Consider the following 18073-nt stretch of genomic DNA (forward strand, 5'->3'; position numbering starts at 1 on the left):
ATGGAAAATGAATACCAAATTTTAGAATCGGCAATTAAGAAAGCCGGAAGGCGTGCTCAGATTATTCGCCAGTCTGGATTGTCGGTCACGGTCAAAGGGCGACAAGATTTCGTTTCTGAAGCGGACGTGAGCGTAGAAAACGAGCTTAAAGAGGTGATCCATGCCTTGTTTCCTGAGGATGGTTTTTTAGGAGAAGAAAGTGGTTTGGTTCTAGGGACGGTTACGAAGAAAAGTGGTGTTTGGGTGATCGACCCAATCGACGGCACAACAAACTACCTTCAAGGCATGGACTATTGGTGTATTTCCGTCGCTTACGTGATTAATGACGTTATTCAACTTGGCTTTGTTTACGCACCGGACAGAGACGAATTTTTCTTCGCGCAGCGAGGTAAAGGCGCGTATCTAAATGGTGCTTCACTCACGATCCAAGAGCCTGAAAAGGGGCAAGCCATTATTGGTGTCGGGCGCTCTAATCGTCGGCCATTGCAGGCGTATTTTGATCTTCTTGTGGTGTTGGATACGAACAATGTCGAGCATCGACGTTTTGGCGCTGGCGCTTTAATGCTGGCTCATGTTGCTTCAGGGTTGGTGCATGGCTATTTCGAATCTCATCTCAATAGTTGGGATGCTCTAGCGGGTCTGTTACTGATTGAAGAGGCGGGAGGTCGAGTGCCTAACTTTCTTGAAAATGATGGGTTATTGAATGGGAATCCAGTGTGGGCAGCGAGTTCACAGTTGTGGCTGGATTTGAATTATGTGCTTAATTAGGTAAATAAAAATCGCTGTACAAAAAACATACAAAAAACATTGAGTGTTATCTTGTTTTGCTTTGGGTTCTCGCGTATTTATGTCTGTTAGCCCTAATATTATATAAGAATGCTCTTTAGTGGATATTTGTATGGATATAAGCCCAAAGGATGACATTCGGTTAGAAGATGTTCTAAACACCACTCCTGTTGCTGTTGGTTGGTCTAGTGTTTCTTCCGGCCGTATTGAATACGTAAACAAGGCCTTTCGCGATCTTTTCGGTTATACCTTAGATGATATACCTGATATTGAAAGTTGGTATTCGAGTGTGTCATCAAAACCTCAATACTATCAAGATGTCATAGAACCTTGGATCAAGGAATGCCAAGAAAGCGATGTCGCGCATGCATTAAAGACAATGCTGCATTGCAAAGATCGTTCGCTCAAGCAAGTCAGCGTGACTTTTTCTTTGGTGGGAGACAAGCGGCTTTGGTACTTCAGTGATATTACTGATTATTGGGTTGCTGAAAAAAGACTGCGTGCACGCAGTGAAATGCTCGAGATGGTCGCAAAGAGCTCTGCATTAAAAGATATTCTTAATGTTATTGTGAAACAGATTCAACAAGAAAGCCCCTTCTCATTATGCAGTGTTTTATTATTTGATAAAGCCAATCAATGTTTAAAGCTCGGCGCCGCACCGGATCTTCCTGATTTTTATAATAACGCGATTGATGGCATTAAAATTGGTGCGAATGTTGGTTCTTGCGGTACCGCGGCTCACTTAGGAGAGCGTGTTATTGTTGACAACATTCATACGCATCGATATTGGAAAAACTTCACTCAGCTTGCTCGCGAAGCGGATGTTGCGGCTTGCTGGTCGGACCCTATTATGTCCTCTAAAGGCGACTTATTAGGCACGTTTGCTATTTATAAACGTTTCTCTTCTTCTCCGACAGACAAAGATTTCGAACTTATTAACTTCGCGAGTAATTTGGCGAGTATTGCCATTGAGAACTTTAGGGCGCAGGAAGAACTTGAGCGAAGAGCGCACTTCGATCATTTAACTGGACTGGCAAACCGAAGACAATTTTTTGAAAAATGCGAAATTATTCTTAATCAATCGAGGGAAGCTCATTCATCTTTAGCGATTATTATGATGGATGTGGACCATTTTAAACAAATAAACGATGATTATGGTCATAAATCGGGTGATTTAGCGTTACAGCAGCTTGCAGAAACGAGTATGTCTATTTTGCGAAAAGAAGATCTAATCGCCCGAATTGGAGGAGAAGAGTTCGCTATTTTATTACCCCTTACAGGGAAAAAAGAAGCCTTACTAATCGCTGAGAGGCTGCGCTCAAACATTGAAAGCTGCCGCTTACTTAGCCCAGATAATGAAAAGATTCATATTACGGTGTCGTTGGGCGTGGCGTTTAAACAAGGCGGTCGTAGTTCGGTCGATGAGTTATTAAATAAAGCCGATAAAGCCTTGTATCGATCCAAAGCGTTAGGTCGAAATTGTGTATATCTTTTAGAGGATTGAAGCGATTCACACACTGTCTAGCGTCATATACTAACAAAGCTACTTCTGTTTATTTTTTTGATTCCCCCTTATGCAAAAATGTATTGGGTTGAAACGATAGGAGTTGTAACGCGGTGAATACTAGAAAGTGCGGTATAATATTCGGCGAGAAGTGAAGTTAGTGATAGGCGTTATAAAACGGCATTGAGTCGTTGTCTTAGCTTGAGTGCTAACTTTGTATATTTCGCAGTTTACGCCTTTCAGGATATTGCTTTTTATGCCCAAGACATCATCAGCCACTCGCCCAAAAAATCAATCTAGTGGTTATTTGAGGGGCTACAGTGAGCAAATTCAACGTCAAGTAGAGGCGTTGCTAGACACGGAAAAAACTGGCGAGCTATTACTTAAAAAATACCCTAAAGCACATGAGCTAAGTGGCACCCGCCCGCTCTATGAATATGCAATAGAGCTAAAAAATCATTTTATGCGCAGCTCTTCTCCCATCAGTAAAGTGATCTATGACGATAAAATTCACGTTATCAACAATGCGCTTGGTTTGCATACCTATGTGTCTCGTATGCAAGGCAATAAACTGAAAGCAAAGCATGAAATTCGTATTGCTTCTTTGTTCCGAAATACACCAGAACCGTTACTAAAAATGATATTGGTGCACGAGTTGGCTCACTTACGTGAAAAAGAACACAACAAAGCTTTTTATAAGCTTTGTTGTTATATGGAGCCTGATTACCATCAATTAGAATTCGATCTACGGCTGTACTTGAGTCATCGAGATCGATTTGGTGATCTTTGGGGGTAGGCTTACTGTTTGGCGCTTGCCAACGTAAAGTCTGGTTTAATCGTGGTGATTCTTTTTTCCAAATAGTTAAGCAGTATTCCGTACATTGGAATGAATAATCCAAGGCTGACAATCAGCTTAAACGCAAAATCCGCCAGTGCAATCTCTTGCCAATGCTGTGCCATGAAAGGGTCTGGGCTCTGGTAGAAAGCGATACCAAAGAACGCCAATGTATCCAAGCCATTCCCAAATAACGTGGATGCCGCTGGTGCAATCCACCATTTTTTAAGTTGGCGAAGGCGATTAAATACTTGAATATCAAGTACCTGACCAAGTAAATACGCCAAAAGACTGGCTATCGCAATTCGTCCTACAAACCCATTGAATGAGGACAAGGTCTCAATTCCCTGAAACGCCCCTTGAGCGAACAAAACAGACAAAACGTACGATACGATTAGTGAGGGGATCATCACTAAAAAAATGATTTTACGTGCTAATGACGCACCGAAAATCCGTACTGTTAAGTCGGTTGCTAAAAAGATAAAAGGGAAGGTAAACGCACCCCAAGTGGTATGGAACCCTAGAATAGTAAAGGGGATTTGTACTAAGTAATTGCTCGAAGCAATAATTAGCAGGTGAAACATCGCAAGATAAAGCAAAGCTTTAGCTTGTTGCTCTGTAGTGAACGTACTCATATTGTGGCCTTTTTCGTTTGATTGGGGTGAGGGAACCCAAATATAGGTGTTCGATTGTTGAAACGAACCGTCTGTTTTGATTAATTTTTTACTCCGTATTCGACCAGTTGACCAAATACGGAGCGGAATTATACATTAAATATCTGGTTAAAAAAGAGTCATATAGAAAAAACACGAATAGTCATGAGCAATAACAGAAAGCATTCATCGCCCTCACGCTATTAAGGTTTTAATCTGAGAGGATAACCTATGCGTGAAATGCAATTATGATAAAACCACCCGAACAGAATAATAATCAAACACCCAGACAAAACTGGCGTGAATAAAAAATCCCACGATACGTTGAGCGACAGTACTAAGATTGGGTTCGCCCCCGCTGGAGGGTGCAGAGTATTTGTTAGCATCATCAAAGAAACGCCTAACCCAACGCTGATGGCGATGCTTATGGGCGTCACTTCCCAATAATACAAAGTGATTAGGCCAATGGCCGTTGTCAGTAGGTGTCCTCCGAGGATATTTTTAGGTTGCGCTAATGGGCTTTTGGGTAATGCAAACAGAATAACCATGGTTGCGCCAAAAGGCGCCATGATTCCAAGGTATGAAGGCGCTATTTGTGCGCCTTGTGCCATGATAAAAATGCAGACTGTCGCCCCCATGCCCGCCAAAAAAACAGTAAAAATCCGAGAGCGATAAAGTGCAGTAAACCGATGTAATCGCATGACTAAGTCCTTTATTTGAGTGGGCTATGAGGTATACCGATCTGTCTCTATTATGGTAGACAACTCTGTATACCTGTGTCAATATTCTTTTAAAGCAAGAGGGGGAAAGTAATGTCTAAACCTGATTTATTGATACATACGGCGTTTAAACTTTTTTACGAGCATGGCATTCATGCTGTGGGCGTCAATGCCATTTTGGCGGAAACAGGGGTGGCAAAAAAAACGCTCTATCGTCACTTTGGCAGCAAAGATGCTTTGGTCGAAGCGGTGCTTATTTATAGAGATCAGGTCTTTATGGATTGGCTTATATCAAGAATGATGGCAGCAGGAGAGGGTAAATCGGCGATTTTGGCGTTATTTGATGCTCTTGATGATTGGTTTCATGACAGGGTGGATGTTTTGTTGCCTTTTAAAGGCTGCTTTTTTGTGAAGGCAAATGGTGCGTTTTCGAATCATGCCGTGAATGATTTGTGCCAAAAGCATAAACAGAATATTACGTCTTTTATTCAAGCTAATCTGGTTGGTTGTTCGTCTATGTTGGCGCCATCGGATTTGGCCCAAAGTATCAGCGTATTAAAAGAAGGGGCTATTTCACAAGCCTATGTTGCGGGTGACCTAGAAGCGGCTAAGAGAGCAAAAGCCATGGCTGTTGCTCTCTTAGGATAATATGAAAAATCTGTGTCTATTTTTAGACTAATCTTCGTCGTCGGTCGTATTGATTCGGGCTAAGCGTTCTTGCTCTTCTTCAAACGCTTCTTTAATTTCCGACAGAACAGAATCTACATCGGCTTCTTCGGTTGGCTCATCAAATAAACCGGTTAGTACCGTTTCTGTTGTTAGCTTACCGGCTTCAAATAATGACCAAATTTCTTTGGCGTATTTTGTTTCCAGCAACTCGGGTGCTGACATGCCGTAGTAGTTACGCATGTTGTTGATATCGCGCTCTAGCATCCATTCCGCATTATTGTTTGCAGCGGCATCAACGGCTTGAGGTAAATCAATGATGACAGGGCCATGAGAATCAACCAGTACGTTGAATTCAGATAAGTCACCATGAATTAAACCAGCACACAGCATGCGTACAATGTCTTTTATAATGGTGTCATGATCTCGTTTGGCTTGTTCTTCACTAAGAACTACGTCATTCAAGCGAGGAGCGACTTCGCCGCTGTCGTCAGTGACAAGCTCCATTAGCAAGACGCCATCAAAGCAACCGTAAGGCGTAGGCGCACGAACACCCGCAGCGGCTAAGCGATATAACGCATCCACTTCCGCATTCTGCCAGAGGTTTTCTTGCTCATCTCGGCCAAACTTGGAGCCCTTTTCCATTGCTCGTGAGCGTCGGCTATTGCGAACTTTTCGACCTTCTCTGTATTGAACGGCTTGCTTAAAACTGCGCTTACCGGCTTCTTTATAGACTTTCGCGCAGCGGATTTCTGATCCACAGCGGACTACATAGACAGTCGCTTCTTTTCCGCTCATTAATTGTCGAAGGACTTCGTCTATTAAGCCATCTTCGATGAGGGGTTGTATTCTTTTAGGGATTTTCATGCGGCTCGTTATACAGTGATTAGATGACAAATGAAACTACCAGAAATAGAAATTAGACTATATTTCTGATGAGGCGAAATCATTTTTACCCTTTCATCATTAGGGCTATTCATTGAAATTACGCTTTTTATATTCATTTTTGACTAGATATTCAACCATATCATTGATTTTCATACCTTTTTCCTCTGCCAGTGCATTTAGTTTTTGCTTTGTATTTAGCGTCATACTGATGCTGTAAGGCTTTTTTCCACTCGATTTTTCTCGAAATTTTTTCTGACTCCACGCCTTCTTCATTTTATCAATGATGAGAGCTTTACGGTCTACGTTATCAGATAAATCGATAGTAGCAATAACCGCTGCTTTTTTTTCTGAATCGTTGCTTGGTATCCAAGCAGGTTCTAGCGGTCGTTGCGTAATGTTTTGGAGGTAAGACCACGCCCAAGCCCATTGGGAAGGATTATTTTCTTCGAACCAATGCGTTATGCCTTCATTAATACGTATGTCCTGCCATTTACTTTTAAGGTGATCAAGGATGTCCTGCTGTTGTTGGGCGTCCGCTTCACCATCATAAAAAGCGGTAAGAACATCGTTTTGCCTGTCTGCCGCATTTTCTCTTTCTATAGTAAAGGCTTTTTCTGCCAGTAACAGCAGCTCGTTGTCTTTAATGACGTCTTTTTCTAGGTCCGTTTCTGTTTTCTTGGTTTTGCCTTTGAGATAACACCAAGCCCAGTTACATAACCGTTCGTCTTTTTTATCTAACCATCGAAAATAACTGGAAGGAAGTTGAGTGGATTTAAAAGCAGAGCGCATCTGAGTTGAAAAATTCTGAGGAGCCCGGTTTTTCTTAATGAGGTTGTCTAATTCTTCATTCAGTTTATTTACGCGTTCTGTTGGCGAGTTACCACGTAAGTTTTTTAGCGAAGCGCTTCTTATATTTTTTAGTAAATAATCCACATAAAAAGTACATTCTCTTTCGGATGCGGCGTCCAGAAATTCAGCGTTGCTTTTGAGCATTTTTTATTACCTTTTGGTATATAGATATTCCATTAAGATAAAAACTACGGTGTAGAGTGTTCCGTAAATATTACGTGTATTTGTGTAAGTTGACAATAATTTTACAGTTGATTTATTGATTATATTTTCTAATAAAGATGATATTTTTTATCAAAAAATAGGCATTTTTCAGTCTTTTGACGATTGAATGTGGCTTTTAGTTAAAAGGTTATGAGAAAGGTGGTTTTTAGATGAGATTGATGTGTACCCTCGTATTTTGTTCATGTTGTAGCCTGACAGGGGCATTGAATAGAGGAATAAACGGGTTGAGGAAGTTGAGTTATTAGAAAAACAGGATGACTTTGTGTTTTTGATAATGTGAAGTGACAGTAAGAGGGTTTCAGCAAAACTAAACGAAAAGTAGGCGAGAGTGAGATATTTGGATTCGGTTGGTATTTTTATAGTTTGGGGGGTAATAGAGTCATAGAGGGGGATTTAATAAGGAACGGCTACGAATATGCTATCCGTAGCCGTGCTAAGTCTACATTCAGGGTAGTTTGGTTATGAATGGCCTAACGGCGCTTTTTCTTTGGCTTTTTATCTCTTGAAGAGTGTAAGCCAAGCGCTTTTGCTCTTTGTTCTTTTTTAGAGGGTTCGCGCTTTTTACTGGGCCTATCGACTTTATTTAAATCAGGTTCGAATCCAGGCAACCACTGTGGAACAAATTGCTCACCGACGAGTTTTTCGATATCGGTGAGTAAATAGCGCTCTTTTTCAGAGACTAAGGAAATAGCAAGCCCCGTTGCGCCAGCGCGCCCCGTTCTACCTATTCGATGAATGTAATCTTCTGCGTTATAAGGTAGTTCGTGATTCACTACATACAGTAGCTGCTCAATGTCGATGCCTCGTGCTGCGACGTCGGTTGCTACTAGCGCTCGTACTTTGCCAGCCTTAAAGTCCGCTAAGACACGATCGCGTGCCCCTTGAGATTTATCACCGTGAATAGATTGGGTTGCTACCCCGTCTTTCTGCATTTCTTTTGCTAATTCATCTGCACCTTGTTTAGTACGAGTGAAAATAAGTACTTGCTGCCAATTTTTTGAGCCAATTAAATACGATAAGAGCGCACTTTTGCGATCTTTATCAACGGCGTAAATAGTTTCCTCAACTTGAGTTGCCGTTGTATTACGATTGTCGACCTCGATGAGTTTAGGGTCTTTTAATAAGACTTTACTGAGTGCAAAAATGTCGTCATTAAAGGTGGCGGAAAAGAACAACGTTTGCCGCTTATAAGGGAGGGTTTTCAGTATTCTTTGGATGTCGATGATGAAACCCATGTCGAGCATTCGGTCGGCTTCATCTAACACCAAGGTTTGCACAGCGCTTAAATCAATGAGTTTTTTCATGACCAATTCAAGCAATCGCCCCGGTGTTGCGACCAATACATCGCAACCATTTCTTAGCGCATCAAGTTGTACATTAATGCTCGCCCCGCCATAAACGACAACGGATTTTATGGGTAGATTCTTGCTGTATTTTACAAAGCTAGCATGGACTTGTTGTGCAAGCTCACGAGTGGGCGTCAATACAAGAACCTGGATTCGGGAGGCATTATTTGCATTCTTAGCTTGTAGTATTTTGTGTAGAAGAGGTAAGGCAAACGCCGCCGTTTTCCCCGTCCCAGTTTGGGCGCCGGCCATGACATCTTTCTGTGCGAGTACGGCTGGAATGGCTGCTTGCTGAATGGGGGTGGGAATTGCATAGCCTAATTCGTCTATGACATCGGTGATTTCTTTAAGAAGTCCTAAAGAGGTAAAACTCATGAGTATCTCGCTGGTTATAAAAGGCGCTGAATAATGGCGCTAGTGTAGCATTGCATAAAAGAGGTCGGCTTTATTATTTGCTTTGCATGATGAAGTAAAGAGTGACGGTGGTGCCATAGTATGGCGCACCTATTAAAGTGACCGCTTTCGTATGGTTAAACACGACAACCCATACAGCACGACGATTAAAGCTGAAAAGAAAGTGGGATCGATTCCCCAGTGAAGGCTGATCGGTCTGATCATGAATAAGCTAAAAGCCACGGGGAGTAAAAGCAGAAACATACGGCTAATGCTAATGGTGAGCGTAAAGCCCTCCGCACAATGCCGACAAGCTTGAGCTCGGCGCAGGCTTTTTTTAAGGGTTGAGAGTGGCAGTGTTGCTTCGCAATGTGGGCATTTCATAGGGCAGACCTAAGTTGTGGTTTATTGTCGATGCGCGACAGTCTGCATGAGTCTTTGAGATGGCACAAGTTGAGGCGTTTAAAGGACGAGACGAAGGTGACGATAACCCTTCATTTATAGCATGGTTTATAGTGTTAGTCTTCCTAGCCAACTTGGATTCACTCATGCTCATACTTGTAATTAAATAACTAAAAAAGACGAGGCTTAACATTTGCGTTCTTATTTTTTGCTTATTGTTTTTTAACAATATAATCAAACTTATTTTTTATCCTTATATAACAGATCGTTAAGTATACTTCTTTTAAATTTCAGGAATTAAGTAAAAAATAAGAATAATTATCAACCGCGTTTCGTTGTAATAAAATTACCAAAATGTATCATTGTTTTTGAAAACATACGTTTTTGACAAGCTCTATTTATTATAAAAACAACATACATTTAGGTCTGATAATCATGAAAAAATCTATTATACATACTGCCATTGTTAGCAGTATTTTGTCTGTCAGTGCAGCCCATGCCGCCCCTTCTTTTGATGCTAATTTCGAGTTAAATACCGATGCTATTTCTAAGGCAGAAGGCGATACGACGTATGATCAAAATGGTCGTGTTGAGTTGAATGCATACAGTAAACATACTGCAGGTGATAACTTCTTCGCAGGTAAAGGTACTGTTCTGTTAAATACGGATGGTGAAGCAACGGTTGACGATGCTTTTATTAAGCTGGGTAATAGTACTTGGGATGTCCAGCTTGGTCGCTTTGAAGGGGTGAATCTATTTCCGCTTGGTAAAGACACCATGGTCGAACACGTTGCTGATGTTGACGTTTATCAAGCGAATAAAGTACGTGGCCGTGCTGGCGATGATGGTGGACAAATTGCTTTCCACTTTAATGCGAGTGAAAACGTAAAATTCGAAATCGATACGGTTTTTGGTGATGATGATACAGCGGGTGACGATACCGCTGCTATCTCAGGCATTCGCCCATCTGTTACGTTTATCACGGATGCTGCGACGTTCACGGCTGGTTTTGAAAGCGTTAAGTACGACTTGACGGCGGGCGGCGATGTTAGTCAATCTGGTTATGCTTTAACCGCTAACTTTGATGTTGCCGCTACGAACGTTAATCTTTCTGCTGCTTTCATGGACGATGATAATACCGATCAGAAAGTATCTTCTTTTGCGGCAAACATGACCTATGGGAATTTTGGTTTGGGTGTGATTGGATCGAATGTTGATAACAAAACAGGCGATGATCCGTCTTTGTTAACGACGTATGTGGCTTACACAATGCCAGTATTAGACATCGAAAATGCGACCGTTACATTAGCAGGCTCCTACTCCACCGCGGATAAAGTTGCCGCTGGCGCAAATGATAAAACAACCGCAGCACGTGTTCGTTTTAACTATTCGTTCTAATGCATAGTTAAAGATAAGAACAATACCGCTGGTTATTCCCTTTTCTGGCGATATTGTTCTTTCTTTATGCGAGCTTTTTACCCTTGCCCTTCATGTCTATTGGTTATCCAGTATTTCCTATTGCTATTACTCAATAACGCGCAAGGTCATTAAATCGCTGTCTTTGGTGATGACCAATGTTGGATCAACGCGCAAACAGCTGCCAGCATAGTGCCCAGCCACGGAAAAAGTACAGACTTGTGAGCGGTAGCCTTCAATGTCGGGCAGTTTCCAAAGTGCTTGAAATATTTGGTCCTGATGGGAAAAACGACCCGCAGTTTCTTCCATCAAAGCGTCTTCACCATCGAATAAACTGATGTTAAAACCACAACGGCCAGCAATAGGTTTACTCACATAGCCGTTGGTTTTAAGCGAGTCGCTTAATTCAAAAGACGATTCCAATAAATAAGGATGATCAGGGAAAAGCAGCCATAAAACAGGTAAAATCGCTTTATTGCTCGGAATAAGTGTCCAAAGTGGTTCATATACCATTACGTCTTTGCGTAACAACACATCCACTAAACGTGGCGCTGTGCTGCGTGGCACATCGGTTTGATAATCGCGTAGGCGTTGCTCGTCATCATCACATTCCGCGCGGATCTGATCTAACGCGGTTTCCCACGCCCATGTTTTCCAAACCCAGCGAATTTTAATGCCATCCGCATCCACGACGTCGCCGGCATCGTCCCAACGTAAACTGCTAACGCCTTTGATGATTTTGCAATGTAGGCCCGCTTTTTCCATGGTGCGTTTCATGAAAAGAGCGTGATAGTTTTCTTCAAGATCGGTGTCTTGCATGATGTGAATCACACCTTTCACGTCGCTGTTTTTCCACGCTTCAATCAATTCGTCGACCAGTTCCGTAGCAGAGCCATCTCCTTCATTGCCGCCATAATGCTTAGCCCATTTATCTTGGATGATCCCCGCTTCCATATAGCAAGAGGCCGAGTCACAGTTGTACTCGTAAACCTTGATACCTTGTGCAGATACGCTGAAATCGAACCTTCCAGTGATCATTTGATTACGACGATTATCCCAAGATTGATGAATCTTCGGCCACAGCGCCGGCGGAATGTTAAAGCTAGATAAAAGTTCATCGTTTTGTAATACGTAGTCTGTCGCGTGCATAAATAAAGCGTGCAATTCGTTGGTGGCGCGTTTCAGTTCCCGTTCAGCGGTTTGTGTCATGACCATGTATTTGTGGTCGTCTTCGACTCGGCTGGCGAGTTTGTGTCCACCCATCATATCGACAAAGGCTTCTTCCGCTGGGTTGGCGATATTTAGCCAAGCGCGTGTGGCTTGACCCTTGTCTGGCACATGGCGTAGTTGTAGGTCGAAAAGTGTTGGATCGTCAGGCTCTATATTTTCTGCATGCTGGTCATTGTCGGTTTGAATGACCCAACCTAAAATAGACGCGTCACCATAGGAGCAGCGTAACCAATAACCGCCATCGTCGCTGATTCGTGCTTCTAGTTCGCGGGAATAGTTTTGCCCTTCAGGCCAAACATGGTGACCAACGTTTTGTTCAATCAAATGCAGGCGATCCGGCATGACTTTGGTGATAATGGCAACATGGCCGGTGACTTCAAATTCGCCACCTTCGCTCCAAATTAACAAGGAGCCGACTTCTGGATGACGCAAGGATCCATTACGAAACGATTTCAGCGGTAAGCGGCTTTCGTCGACAATCAGTCGAGCGGACGTCAGACGGAAAATATCGTACGCCATGGCGACGTCATCAAAGATGTAGCCTTTATTGAGATACAACCAACGACGAGCAAACTCAACACATTGCCATTTGTAACCCATGAAAACGCCGTCCACATAACTGCGGTACGCATGACGATTGGGTAACTCGTTGTCATCGGCAGAATCGTAATCAGACGAGTAAACAGGGACGTTGCCTGGTGCTATGCCTAACAAGGTGCCAAAGGGTGTTGGTTTAGTGGAATCAGATACCATCGTGGTGAAATCCCTCACGCAAAAGCGTTTAATAGGGTCAAAGAAAAGACGATAAGAACACCGTCTTGGTGCTCGCAATATAGTCCTTGCAAAGTGGGCCTGCAAGCACTGAAAAGGTTATTTAATGAGCGACTATTCAGTAAAGAAAGTGCACGAGATTGTTTTTTAAAATTACTGCCATATGTAGTGTTTTATCTTTGATATCAAGATTGAAACTTATTCTGGAGCTCATCATGACAACTGCATCAACAACACTGTTTAGCCCTGTCAAATTAGGCGATTTAGAGCCGCCAAACCGTTTTGTAATGGCGCCTTTAACGCGCACACGCGCTCCTGGGCACCTACCAAACGCTTTGATGGCTGAGTATTACGCTCAGCGTGCTAGTACTGGTTTGGTCATTACTGAATGTACTATGGTAACTGAAGGCACCTCGTCTTTTGGAGACGATCCAGGCATTTATTCGCAAGAGCAAATTGAAGGCTGGAAGTTAACGACAGACGCGGTTCATAAAGCTGGTGGTCGTATTTTTATGCAAATTTGGCATGGCGGTCGCGCTGCGCACCCATTACTGAATGGCGGTAAAGATGCCGTCTCATCAAGTGCACTTGCAATCGAAGGTGAAACGCATACGCCGGAAGGTAAAAAGCCGTATACCGTACCGCGAGAATTGACCGTAAGTGAAATCAAAGCAATAGTGAACGATTTCCGACAAGGCGCGATTAATGCCAAAGAAGCAGGCTTTGATGGTGTTGAAGTTCATGGTGCGAATGGTTACTTGATTGATCAATTTTTGCGTGAAAGTGCGAATAAACGCACAGACGAATACGGCGGTTCTTTCGAAAATCGCGCACGATTTTTAACCGAAGTATTAGAAGCTGTGACAGAGGTTATGGGCAGTGGTCGAGTAGGATTACGCCTTTCACCTTTGAACAGCTTCCAAAGTATGAAAGAAAGTGATCCTCTCGCGTGGACTCGCTTCTTGGGTGAGTACCTAAATCGTTTTGATTTGGCTTACCTTCATCTGATGCGTGCTGACTTCTTTGGCTTACAAAAAGCGGATGTGGTGAGTGTGGCCCGCGAAGTTTACAAAGGCCACTTAATGGTTAACATGGGTTACAGCCCAGAAGAAGCGAACCAAGTGATTGCGAGTGGCCAAGCCGACAGTGTGGCATTTGGTACTGGCATCCTTGCGAATCCAGATTTCGTTGAGCGAGTTAAAGAAGGCGCAGAATTGAATCAACCAAATTCTGATACCTTCTATACGTCAGGCGCAGAAGGGTACACAGACTACCCGTTTATGACCGCGTCCTAGAGAATAGAAAATAACGAATAGAACACCACACGATTAAAAACGCCAAGGCAACTGCCTTGGCGTTTTTATTTGTGCGTTTTGAATGCCATTCATTTGCCTGTGTTTTATCAAAGAAAAAAGTACCTTGTTCAACACGGTTTAATGATTACAAAAGTGAACAAACGCATTTGAAATATGTGTGCTAGGTTTAAGTGTATATAAAAGAAGGTATGTTTGATCAGAATGCGATCGGACATAAAGCCATTTAGCTTGAATCTTTTGAGTGCAAACAAGGCACCTCAGAATAATTAAGGAAAAGAGCTAATACACTTAATTAGAGTTTAAGATGTTAAATACACTCAAAGGACGACTGTATCTTCTCTCAATTTTGATCGTTCTACCATTATACTGTTTTATTTACTGGAGCTTTGACTACAGCCGCGTCATCGTGCAAGAAGAATTGTTGAAAGCTGCAAAACTTGTTTCCAACCAAGCCGCTGAAAATCAACAGTCCTTGGTGGATTCTACTCAGCGCTTCTTGACATCATTAGTGTCTATTTCCCATATCCAACAACCCAATTCCGATGGCTGTCGTCGTTTTGTGCAGGAATTAACCCCCCTATTTGAGGGGTACGTCAACATTGGTGTCCCAAATGACAAAGGCATTTTGACCTGTAATGGCACGCAGTTGAAAAAAACCGTTGATGTGAGTGATCGACAATACATTCGTGACGCGCTGACCAAAAAAAGCTTTACCACAAGTGGCGTACAGGTAGATCGAGCGATGGGGCACCCCACGATTAATTTTGCTTACCCTGTGCCAAGCCGTGAAAATGAGACTGTTTCGGTTGGTGTCGCAGTGGTGGTTATTTCGCTCGATTGGTGGAGTACATTGCTTAGTCGCAATAATTTGCCAACTGACAGTGTTGCTTACGTATTGGACAGCAGTGGTCAGGCAGTGGCCAGTTATCCGAAAAATACGAGGTTTGAATATCCCGGGCATTTCAACACCATTTGGCAAAGCGATGACGGTGTTAATAGGATCTTTAATAAGAGAGAAGTGCTAAATAAAGATGGGCAAGTTCAGCTGACTTTCCTGACCGGCATGGCAGTTGACCAATCTCTTCAAATAGTTAATGAGCGCTACACTCTCATGGCTGTCATTTTTTCAATCCTTGTTTTGGTGATTTATGCGCTTTTTCAACTATTTTTTATTAATACAATATCGAGGCCATTACACAGACTTTCTGATCTTGCGCTTCGATTAGGTCGAAATGAACCTATTTATGCTGTCCGTTCTATTGGTGTTAAGGAAATGGACGATTTGCAGGGTTGTTTTATTAAAATGGCCGAGGGTAAATCTCAAGCCGAGGAAGAAATTATTCGGCTGGCTCAAACGGACAGTTTAACGGGAATGCCAAATCGTGACGCGTTTAATCGAAAGCTCTCAGACATTCTTGTTGTTGCAAAGGAAAATAAAAGCAAACTGGGGATCGTCCTAATTGATTTGGATAATTTCAAAGAAGTAAATGATACTCGTGGCCATGAGGTGGGAGATGACGTACTCAAAGAGATGGCGGAGCGTTTTACCCAGAACTGCTCTAATGCGCACTTTATTGGTCGGATCGGTGGTGATGAATTTATTTTCTTATTTGAGGGCGAGCATTCTAGTTCTGAAAAAATGTTAGTCCTAAGTGAAGAGATAATACGCTTAGTCAAACAACCTTTTACGGTGGCCTATGGTGATGTTGTTATGTCGGCCAGTGTGGGTGTTGTTCTTTACCCTGATGATGGAGAAAATATTAGGGAATTAATGGGCGCAGCGGATCAAGCGATGTATCACGCCAAAAAATGTGGGCGCGATACCATTCGCCGATTTAACAAGGAGTTAAAAGACACACTTATACAGAAAATGGCGTTGATTAAAGATTTACGTCACGCTATCTGTAATCAAGAGTTTTATTTGGTGTATCAACCCATTATTAATAGACAAGGCTTAGTCACAAAATTTGAAGCGCTTATTCGCTGGCAGCACCCAGAAAGAGGTTTGATATCACCAGATCAATTCATTGGGTTTGCCGAGGAATCAGGTCAGATTTTAGAGATAGGGGCTTGGGTTATTAACGAAGCGAAACGAGCTTTGCCGAAAATTCGTCAAGTGTACGGCAGTGACGCACAGGTCAGTGTGAATGTTTCACCTATGCAGCTATCGAACCATCACGATAATACATGTCAATTTTTGAACAGTTTGCTTACTCCGGACGATAATACGGAAGTAACGCAGCAAAAAAATGGCTTAGTGGTTGAAATAACTGAGCACCTTTTGATGAACTTAGATGAAAATACTCGCAAAGCACTGCTCGGCTTTCGGGAAAAAGGTATAGAGGTTGCTTTGGACGATTTTGGGACAGGCTATTCCTCTCTTTCCTATTTGATGAATTACGACATCGATTATTTAAAAATCGATAAAAGCTTTGTACAAAAACTGGATGACGAATCTTCCTCTGTGTCGCTATGTGAGGCCATCATTTCTATGGCGCATAAACTTAATATGTCAGTTATTGCGGAAGGTGTCGAAACGAAAGAACAGCGTGATGTATTACTAGAGTATGGCTGTGATTACCTACAAGGATTTTTCTTTTCCAGACCAATGAAATTGGATCAAGTTCTCGTATATAAACAGGAAAAATAAGATTAATAGACTCATAACAAGAGCGTACGTTTACGCGCTCTTGTTATGAAAATGATCTTCATAATACTTAACTCGGCATGCCGTCGAATGCTGGAACATCGACTAAGCTCTCATCCCAGTTGCCTTTACTGTCCATGAATATGTGCGCTTGAGGCTTGATATCAACGTCTGTGTCTAAACAGCCAGCAGGCACTGCAACCAACCCTCGAGCTTTGGCGTCGGTGGGCACATTTGATCCGCATAGCGAACAAAAAGTGCGAGCGAAATGGGTTTCTTCGTGGCGATAAAAGCGTATTTTATCCTCACCGCTTAACCAGCGTAATGCTGCGCCCGGCGCGAATAGACTCGCGCAATGAGCTGAACCTGATGTTTTACGACAACGACTACAATGACAAAGGAAAAACTTTTTAAATTCGCCTTCTAATTCAAATTTAACCGCGCCGCACAGGCAAGATCCAGTGTGAAGGTGACTCATAGTGACGTACTCCTAATGACGTAATTTTTATTATAGATGGCAGGATTCATCATTGTTAGATATTTTATTTTGGTATTAGTAGAGTACAAAAAAATGACCTTAAAGCAATATTAAGGCCATTTTTTACTTTCCGAAACGCATTTGAAGACTTTTTTTGACTGTTTCTATTGCGCGGTATACCCCCCATCAATGACGATAGCTTGTCCAGTTACGCCTTTTGCCGAAGGGCTGGTGAGAAACAAACAGTAGTCCGAAATTTCATCTACGGTGAGTAAGCGTCGTTGCGGCACCAGCGGCCAAATGACTTCTTCTAATACGTTGTCGAGGGAGACGTTGCGCGTCTTTGCTAACTCTGCCAGCTGATTCCTCACCAAGGGCGTGTCCACATAGCCGGGACACAGCGCATTGATGGTCACACCAAAAGGCGCGGCTTCGAGTGCTGCGACCTTAGTGAGGCCAATTACGCCATGTTTGGCAGAGTTATAGCCTGCTTTCCCTGCAAAACCGATTAAGCCATTAATTGACGCCATATTAATGATTCGACCATCGCCTTTTTCTTTCATCAGCGGCAGTATTTTCTTGATCGCCAGAAAGGGCGCGATCAACATAATGTCGATTAACCGACGGTACGTTTCTGAAGGAAATTCTTCAATGGGCGCAATATATTGAACACCAGCATTATTGATCAGAATGTCGATGTGGCCAAATTGCTCAATGGCGGAATCTATGGCGCCCATAAACTGCGTTTCATTGGTGACATCACAGGCAAAGAAAGCACAGTGCTGATTAAATTCAGACAGTCGATTTTTAGCGTCTTCGATTGCACTCTGACTGAAATCTAAAATGGCGACATTCATATTGGATTTGAGAAATGCATGGGCAATCTCTAACCCTATGCCACTGGCCGCTCCCGTAATTAAGACTGTTTTATTGTTCATTTTTTATTCTC

The 18073-nt window shown here is 42.6% G+C and carries 15 protein-coding genes; 7 read left to right on the forward strand and 8 right to left on the reverse strand.

Going from position 1 to position 18073, the window contains the following annotated elements; genetic code table 11:
* From M3I01_RS18300 to M3I01_RS18310, 3 genes are all read left to right on the forward strand, one after another.
* Positions 1–768: an inositol monophosphatase family protein gene (locus M3I01_RS18300; protein ID WP_255897404.1), complete on the forward strand. Its 768-nt coding sequence runs from the start codon at positions 1–3 to the stop codon at positions 766–768.
* Between the two features lie 130 nt (positions 769–898).
* Positions 899–2290 (forward strand): sensor domain-containing diguanylate cyclase, encoded by a 1392-nt coding sequence (locus M3I01_RS18305; protein ID WP_255897406.1) that lies wholly within the window; start codon positions 899–901, stop codon positions 2288–2290.
* 256 nt (positions 2291–2546) lie between these two features.
* Positions 2547–3086, forward strand: a complete 540-nt coding sequence (locus M3I01_RS18310) for a YgjP-like metallopeptidase domain-containing protein (protein ID WP_255897407.1) — start codon at positions 2547–2549, stop codon at positions 3084–3086.
* Positions 3087–3088: 2 nt separating this feature from the next.
* Here M3I01_RS18310 and M3I01_RS18315 read toward each other — a convergent pair whose 3' ends face one another.
* Together M3I01_RS18315 and M3I01_RS18320 are read right to left on the reverse strand one after the other, a co-directional pair.
* Complete coding sequence (locus tag M3I01_RS18315; protein WP_255897409.1) at positions 3089–3760, reverse strand: 7-cyano-7-deazaguanine/7-aminomethyl-7-deazaguanine transporter; 672 nt, start codon at positions 3758–3760, stop codon at positions 3089–3091.
* Positions 3761–3981: 221 nt separating this feature from the next.
* Positions 3982–4479 carry an HPP family protein gene (locus tag M3I01_RS18320; protein ID WP_255897410.1) on the reverse strand — a complete coding sequence of 166 codons (498 nt, stop codon included), beginning with the start codon at positions 4477–4479 and terminating at the stop codon, positions 3982–3984.
* Positions 4480–4590: 111 nt separating this feature from the next.
* Between M3I01_RS18320 and M3I01_RS18325 the strand changes: the two genes are divergently transcribed.
* Positions 4591–5145, forward strand: a complete 555-nt coding sequence (locus tag M3I01_RS18325; RefSeq protein WP_255897411.1) for a TetR/AcrR family transcriptional regulator — start codon at positions 4591–4593, stop codon at positions 5143–5145.
* Positions 5146–5172: 27 nt separating this feature from the next.
* On the opposite strand, the gene M3I01_RS18330 is transcribed toward M3I01_RS18325, so the two are convergent.
* From M3I01_RS18330 to M3I01_RS18340, 3 genes are all read right to left on the reverse strand, one after another.
* On the reverse strand, positions 5173–6030 hold the full coding sequence (locus M3I01_RS18330) for a PA4780 family RIO1-like protein kinase (protein ID WP_255897412.1): 858 nt from the start codon (positions 6028–6030) through the stop codon (positions 5173–5175).
* 105 nt (positions 6031–6135) lie between these two features.
* Positions 6136–7044, reverse strand: coding sequence for a hypothetical protein (locus M3I01_RS18335; RefSeq protein ID WP_275565242.1), 909 nt, complete (start codon positions 7042–7044; stop codon positions 6136–6138).
* A gap of 551 nt (positions 7045–7595) precedes the next feature.
* Positions 7596–8846 carry a DEAD/DEAH box helicase gene (locus M3I01_RS18340; RefSeq protein ID WP_255897414.1) on the reverse strand — a complete coding sequence of 417 codons (1251 nt, stop codon included), beginning with the start codon at positions 8844–8846 and terminating at the stop codon, positions 7596–7598.
* A gap of 855 nt (positions 8847–9701) precedes the next feature.
* On the opposite strand from M3I01_RS18340, the gene M3I01_RS18345 reads away from it, so the two are divergent.
* Positions 9702–10664, forward strand: a complete 963-nt coding sequence (locus M3I01_RS18345) for a carbohydrate porin (protein WP_255897415.1) — start codon at positions 9702–9704, stop codon at positions 10662–10664.
* Positions 10665–10790: 126 nt separating this feature from the next.
* Here M3I01_RS18345 and gss read toward each other — a convergent pair whose 3' ends face one another.
* Positions 10791–12665 (reverse strand): bifunctional glutathionylspermidine amidase/synthase, encoded by a 1875-nt coding sequence (gss, locus tag M3I01_RS18350; RefSeq protein ID WP_255897416.1) that lies wholly within the window; start codon positions 12663–12665, stop codon positions 10791–10793.
* A gap of 233 nt (positions 12666–12898) precedes the next feature.
* On the opposite strand from gss, the gene M3I01_RS18355 reads away from it, so the two are divergent.
* Both M3I01_RS18355 and M3I01_RS18360 read left to right on the forward strand, forming a co-directional pair.
* On the forward strand, positions 12899–13978 hold the full coding sequence (locus M3I01_RS18355) for an alkene reductase (RefSeq protein WP_255897417.1): 1080 nt from the start codon (positions 12899–12901) through the stop codon (positions 13976–13978).
* 325 nt (positions 13979–14303) lie between these two features.
* Positions 14304–16649 (forward strand): bifunctional diguanylate cyclase/phosphodiesterase, encoded by a 2346-nt coding sequence (locus M3I01_RS18360; RefSeq protein ID WP_275565243.1) that lies wholly within the window; start codon positions 14304–14306, stop codon positions 16647–16649.
* 67 nt (positions 16650–16716) lie between these two features.
* Here the strand turns inward: M3I01_RS18360 and M3I01_RS18365 are convergent, their stop codons facing one another.
* On the reverse strand, positions 16717–17124 hold the full coding sequence (locus M3I01_RS18365) for a GFA family protein (RefSeq protein ID WP_255897421.1): 408 nt from the start codon (positions 17122–17124) through the stop codon (positions 16717–16719).
* A gap of 164 nt (positions 17125–17288) precedes the next feature.
* Positions 17289–18062 carry a 3-hydroxybutyrate dehydrogenase gene (locus M3I01_RS18370; protein WP_255897422.1) on the reverse strand — a complete coding sequence of 258 codons (774 nt, stop codon included), beginning with the start codon at positions 18060–18062 and terminating at the stop codon, positions 17289–17291.
* Positions 18063–18073 lie beyond the last annotated feature (11 nt).

It is taken from the genome of Marinomonas maritima, from assembly GCF_024435075.2.
GTDB lineage: Bacteria > Pseudomonadota > Gammaproteobacteria > Pseudomonadales > Marinomonadaceae > Marinomonas > Marinomonas maritima.